A 6,617-nucleotide genomic window follows, 5' to 3' on the forward strand; every position below is an offset into this window, starting at 1 on the left:
ACATCCTCCTTCTTATTGCAATTGATAATTGATAGTGGATAATTGATAGTTAAGTTCAAAAAAATTAAAATAATTTTAGACTTTCAATTATCAATTTTCAACTATCAATTTCTAGTAATGCTACACTTTCGATATGATAGGTCTGGGGGAACATATCGACAGGTTGTACCTCTACTGTTTTATAGCCTAGTTCCTTTAATATCTTCAGATCCCTTGCTAGGCTACTTGGATTACAGGAAACATAAACTATCCGCTTTGGCTCTAGTTGAGCAAAGGTCTCTAGTACCTCCTGGTGACATCCCTTACGTGGAGGATCTACCACTACAACATCAGGTTTGAACTCTTTTTTTAACTCTGGCAAGACCTCTCTTACCTTCCCTACCTCAAACCGACAGTTCTCTATTCCATTGAGTTTGGCATTTTCCTTAGCCGCTTCAATAGCTTCACCTATGACCTCAATACCATAGACCTCCTTAGCCTTTTCTGCAAGATATAAGGTTATCGATCCTAATCCACAGTAAGCATCCACAATCTTCTCCTTACCTGTTAACCCTGCATACTCTACAACCTGATCATAAAGTACCTTTGCCTGTAAAGTATTTACCTGAAAGAAAGAAAGAGGAGATATCTTATACTTTACTCTTCCTATGTAGTCTATTATCTTATCCTCACCTACCAAGGTTTTGGTTCTTTTACCTAAAACTATATTTGTCTTCTTTGAATTAATATTATGTTGAACACTTATTAACTCCGGAATCTCCTCCATCAACTTTCTAGCCAACTCCCTAGCTTCAGGAAACTTGTTATCCTTTGTCACAAAGATAAGCATAGCCTGATTTGTGCAGACCCCTACCCTTACAACCAAATGTCTTAATAGACCTCTATGTTTATTCTCATTATAAATAGAAAGATCATACTCTTCTATCAATTTAATAGCTTCTTTAACAATCTTATTTATCAAGGGGTGTTGGATCTCACAATTATCTGTTTCAACAATTTGATGAGTCCCAGGAGCATAAAACCCTGTCACAACTTTATCACCTTTCTTAGCCAAAGGAAACTGAGCTTTATTTCTATAAAAGAAAGGGTTGTCCATACCTTTAACAAGGTTAACTCTTACCCCTTCAAGCTTTCCAATTCTCTCGATAGCATCATTGACAATCTCTTTTTTATGCTTTAATTGAGATTGATACTCCATATGTGGTATCTGACACCCTCCACACAAATGAGCCTTAGGGCAACTTGGATTTATCCTAGTTTGGGCCTCTTCTATTACTTCAACAATCTCGCCTCTACCGTAATTCTTCTTAACCTGAGTTATCCTAACCTTAGCCTTCTCACCTGGGATAGCTCTTGGTATAAAGATAGCAAAGCCTTCTACCCTGCCAACTACATCTCCACCATGGGCCAATCCCTCCATCTCTATTATAACTTCATCTCCTACTTTTACTGGTTTCTTTCCCATTATATCAACTCCTTGTAAGTTCAGTTGAAAATTGATAATGAACAATTGATAGTTAAATTCAAAAAGTTAAAATGATTTTAGTCTTTTAGCTATCAATTATCAATTTTCAACTATCAACTCTACATTATTTTTCCCATAACAATAGTCCTCATTCTATATTCTCGAAAGAAGTTAGATTACCTTTATTAAGATTAAATTGGCTAGTGCCAATTTAATTTATGAGCTTTGTGCTAATGATTTCTATTACGGAAGGTCTTGATTTTTAGACCTGTAGGTTGTGCAGTATACTAAAAGATTTAGACCGAACTTCAAAATCTTTAACTCTGAAAAGATCTCTTTTATTTTATTCTTTAATTCTCTAATCAGACCTTCATCAGCTCTTATCAGATTTAATCTGTGCTAAAGCCTTTGATTTTTATCTTTTTCAGCCCTTAATAATAAAAGAGGAAGTCGACTTAAAGTCAACTTCCTCAGTTTTTAATCTAATATTTGTAAGGTTTTAGCTGATAGCTGATAGCTGACAACTAATTTACGCTATTTTCTCTTCTTTAGCCTTTACTTTAGCGATTATCTCTGCAGTAAGCTGGGTAGTTGTTGCACTTCCACCAAGGTCCCCTGTTAGAACCTCACCTTCAGCTAATATTTCTTCTACTGCTTCTTCAATATTTGTTGCTGCTACTTCTTCGTCTAGATGTCTAAGCATCATACAAGCAGATAGTAATAAAGCAATTGGATTAGCCTTATTTTTGCCTGCAATATCTGGTGCAGAACCATGAACTGCCTCAAATACAGCTAGCTCATCATTTAAGTTGGCCCCAGGCGTTAATCCTAAACCACCTATTAGACCAGCACATAGATCCGATACTATATCTCCATATAGGTTAGGCATAACTAGCACATCATAGTTCTCTGGATACTGTACTAATTGCATACACATATTATCAACAATCTTATTATCAAATTCTATCTCTGGATAAGACTTAGATACTTCTTCAGCAACTGACTTAAATAAGCCATCACTTAACTTTAAGATGTTAGCTTTATGAACAGCAGTTACCTTCTTACGATTATTCTTCTTCGCATATTCAAATGCCGCTCTTACGATTCTCTCTGATGCCTTACGAGTAATAATCTTAATACTCTCAGCAGCATCGTCACCAACATTATGCTCAATACCTACATATAAACCTTCAGTATTCTCTCTAAAGATAACAACATCTAAGTTTTCAAACTTAGTAGGTGCTCCCTTTAAGATTCTTGCAGGGCGAAGGTTAACATAAAGATCTAACTTCTGTCTAATAGCAACATTAACACTTCTAAACCCACTACCTACAGGTGTAGTAATTGGCCCTTTAAGAGCAACCTTATTCTTCTTAATTGAATCTAAGACTACCTCTGGTAAAGGGGTTCCATACTCATCCATAACTCCTGCACCTGCATTTACTATCTCCCAATTAACCTCTACGCCAGCAGCCTCAATGATCTCACGAATAGACTTAGTAATCTCTGGTCCAATTCCATCCCCAGGAATCAAAGTTATCTTATGCATGCATAATCACTCCTCAACACTTATTTTAAGATGATTTTTTCACCTTATTTGCTAACTCTTCTTTATAATCCTCATATATATAAACCAATTCCTTATCAAAAAGAGCACGTTTTAATTCAACTGATGTCTTTCGTACCTTAGCTAAAATCTCAATTGCCTCTTGATCATCAAGTTCAACTCCATATTCTTTAAACTTATTGACAACAGCCTTAGTACCTGAGTGTTTACCTATTACTATCTGTCTCTCTAAACCTACTTCCTCTGGCTTAAACACTTCATAAGTTGAAGCATTCTTTAAAACACCATCAGCATGGATACCTGACTCATGAGCGAACATATTAGTCCCTACAATCGCCTTCCAAGCTGGCAGAATTCTAGAAGAAGCTTTAGAAATATATTCACATACTTCTCTAAATTGATCTGTTGCAAACTTTAAATCCTGATTATATAGATATTTCAAAGCCATAACTACCTCTTCTAAAGCAGCATTACCAGCTCTCTCTCCTAAACCATTAACTGTTACTCCAACATAGTTGGCCCCAGCCTTAACTCCAGCTAAAGCATTAGCTACTGCTAAACCAAAGTCATTATGGGTATGCATCTCTACATCAATACCTACCTCATCAATTAAAGATTTAACATTATCATAGGTAGTGAAGGGCTCTAAAATACCTACAGTATCACAATATCTTAACCTATCTGCTCCTGCCTCTTTAGCTTCTTTAGCAAACTTAACTAAAAATTCCTTATCACTTCTAGAAGCATCCTCTGCATTTACTGAAACATAAAGATTATTCTTCTTTGCAAATTCAACAGCCTTAACCATATTAGATAGAACCCAATCTCTATCTTGTTGTAACTTATGTTCGATATGAATATCCGAAGTAGAAATAGATATAGCTACTGCGTCTACCCCACAATCTACTGATTGTTGAATATCTGAAACCACTGCACGATTCCAAGCCATAATACTCGCGTCTAGACCCATATTGACCATTCTCTTAATTGCTTCCTTCTCATCTCCACCCATAACTGGAATACCAGCCTCTATCTGATCAACTCCAACCTTATCCAATAACTTCGCAATTCTGATCTTCTCTTGATTGGCAAAAACAACTCCTGCCGTCTGCTCACCATCACGTAATGTTGTATCAACTATCTTTACACTACTCACACTACTCACACTCCTTGTACTTTATTTTTATACAGATAGTTGTATAAATATTAGATTTAGAATAAAAAAATAATATCAATAGTTAAAATAGCTAAAAAGCTATTTATTAATGATATTAACGGGATATCCGTTTCCAGTTTTTGGGAATAAAAATTCCGAAAAGGAACTTACACAACTTCCTTATTATATATTATATAGGTTTTTTTATCCTTTGTCAATTAGATTTTTTTGATATAGTACTTCTAACCTCTAGTATTAAGAAAAGAAATCTACAGCAAATGAGATAAACCTCTTAAAGTTGTTGCCCCAGGAGGTTCTACACCTATTATTCTATAACCTGAATCATCTCTGCTCCAATTTGAACTAGATAAATCATCATTGCTAACCCTTCTTTAAATATAAGACCTACTGTCTGCCGAACCTGTAGATCACCTTCTACGATTTCTGTACCTTAGCCGATAAAAACTACAACATTGTCATAAGACCTATTATCATCCTTGATATTCTCTACTATTATTCGTGCCAATTCTCTCTATTTATTATAAATAACCTCTGTTATAGAATTTATCGGCAAAAAAACAAACAGACTTACCCTCTGAGCTAACTTTACCATAGCCCCTTTCTTATACCAAGAGATTATCGCTCCCCTAATTATTTCTCTCCTGCTTTATTCTGACAATTTTTTTACTAACCTCAACTTGAAATCCACCTCTTATTAGCTCTATTTTTAGCATCATCACTATAATTAATATATATCCTGCTAGCATATTAAAATTTTAAACTGGCTCCTCCACACCTTATATTATATAATTTTTTAAACGAAATACTATAAAACGTACCGCTAGCGTGCTAACACACCCCATTTATATGGCTTATATTTTATACTTCTTAATTAATTGCTTAGCCTTTTTTCTTGTTTTAGGACTTATACTCGAAGCTCTCTTTTTAATAAAGCAAACAACTTCATCCGTATAATCACCCCTAAAAAATAGATCATCAAATATATTTAAAACGCTATATTCTAAGAGTGCAATCTGTTTTTCAGTATAATTCCATACCTTTTCAAAATTTAAAAGAATGTTAACCACTTCATCTATCATATCAGCTCTAGTCTTTAAAATAATCCTTATATTATTTATACAACATTCTCCAGTTATAAACTTTTCATCATTAATATGTTCCAAATATTTTGACCATATTAACGATAAACGATTTTCTTCATCAACTTCTACTAAATTAGCAATTAGTGTTAATCCAATATTTCTATAATAAGAATTATCATAATCTAATAACTTTATAAACTTATTCCAATATTTATAATACAAAGAAGGTGCTTTCTTGCTAGCATCGTTGACCACATAATAGCAATGATAATATATCATAATGTTAGAATTTGTAATTAATTCATTTATAATAAACTCTCTAATAATACTATTACTATTTATTAGCTTTACAAAATAATCTCGATCAAAATCTTTTTGAGAAATCTCCTTTAGAATTATATCTTTTTTCATTTAATCATTCCTTATCAATAAACAGCTTTTGAATATAGACACTATTATATTACTTACTTTCCTTGTAGCAATTATCTGCTATTTTAAACCAAATTTCCATAGCAGCACTTTCTTGTGAACTTTCCAAATACACTTCTACCATAGCGGGTTCTGTTTTTATTTCATTTTTTAAAAGCCATATACCATACATATATTTAACTGCTTTATTTAGTGCATCTGTTGTCAAAAGATGAAAATCCTCAGCTTCAAAATTACAAACAATATAGTTCCCAGTAGACATTTCAAAATGAGAAAATTCATTGTGGCTTGTAAGACTATCAACCTCTACACCTACAAAATATCTAAGAAATCCCTCTTTTTCACTTGCCCTACCTACACCTATCTCATTCCCACCTTCTTTTATATTCTCTATAGCACCTTTTTTGCGGTGAAAACTATTCCACAGTTCTGCTAGAAAGTCTATGCTCGGATTATCAGAAAACTCTACATCAATAGATAATCCTGCAAAATATCGAGAAACATATAAGTTTCGACGACTTATCCTCAGAACAATTCCATTTGCTATAAATGGTACACCTTCATCTATCAAATGATATTTCATAGATAAATCTGGTTTGATAAAATGTTTTAAAGGCCTTGGCTGTTTTCGGTAAGCATCAGGTGTTAAACCATATGCACTTTTAAAAGATCGTGTAAATGTTTCATGATTTTTAAAACCAAATGCCAACGCAATGTCAATGTAATCTTCCCCCTATTTGTTAGACAGTGAGTTAAGGTGTATAATAAAGTTATTCAAAGGGGGAATACACATGAGCAAACCTAAAATAAAACGTGATGAACAATTTAAACGTGATGCTGTTGAATTAAGTCTTAAATCTGATAAAAATTGTAAAGATATTGCTGAAGATTTAGGTG

At 33.7% G+C, this 6,617-nt stretch carries 5 protein-coding genes; all 5 read right to left on the reverse strand.

Annotated elements, in window-relative coordinates; translation table 11 throughout:
• Nucleotides 1–97: 97 nt before the first annotated feature.
• The gene (gene rlmD / locus HALSAC_RS0105250; protein WP_027339374.1) at nt 98–1,465 is read right to left on the reverse strand and encodes a 23S rRNA (uracil(1939)-C(5))-methyltransferase RlmD; all 1,368 of its coding nucleotides are present in this window, start codon (nt 1,463–1,465) and stop codon (nt 98–100) included.
• A gap of 529 nt (nt 1,466–1,994) precedes the next feature.
• Nucleotides 1,995–3,014 carry an isocitrate dehydrogenase (NAD(+)) gene (locus tag HALSAC_RS0105255; protein WP_027339375.1) on the reverse strand — a complete coding sequence of 340 codons (1,020 nt, stop codon included), beginning with the start codon at nt 3,012–3,014 and terminating at the stop codon, nt 1,995–1,997.
• A gap of 25 nt (nt 3,015–3,039) precedes the next feature.
• Entirely contained in the window at nt 3,040–4,188 is a 1,149-nt protein-coding gene (gene nifV, locus HALSAC_RS0105260) for a homocitrate synthase (protein WP_027339376.1), read from the reverse strand.
• Between the two features lie 872 nt (nt 4,189–5,060).
• On the reverse strand, nt 5,061–5,702 hold the full coding sequence (locus tag HALSAC_RS16365; RefSeq protein WP_051412091.1) for a hypothetical protein: 642 nt from the start codon (nt 5,700–5,702) through the stop codon (nt 5,061–5,063).
• Between the two features lie 49 nt (nt 5,703–5,751).
• Complete coding sequence (locus HALSAC_RS0105275; protein ID WP_051412092.1) at nt 5,752–6,429, reverse strand: GyrI-like domain-containing protein; 678 nt, start codon at nt 6,427–6,429, stop codon at nt 5,752–5,754.
• Between the last annotated feature and the right edge of the window lie 188 nt (nt 6,430–6,617).

It is taken from the genome of Halonatronum saccharophilum DSM 13868 (assembly GCF_000517025.1).
Classification (GTDB): Bacteria; Bacillota; Halanaerobiia; order Halobacteroidales; family Halobacteroidaceae; genus Halonatronum; species Halonatronum saccharophilum.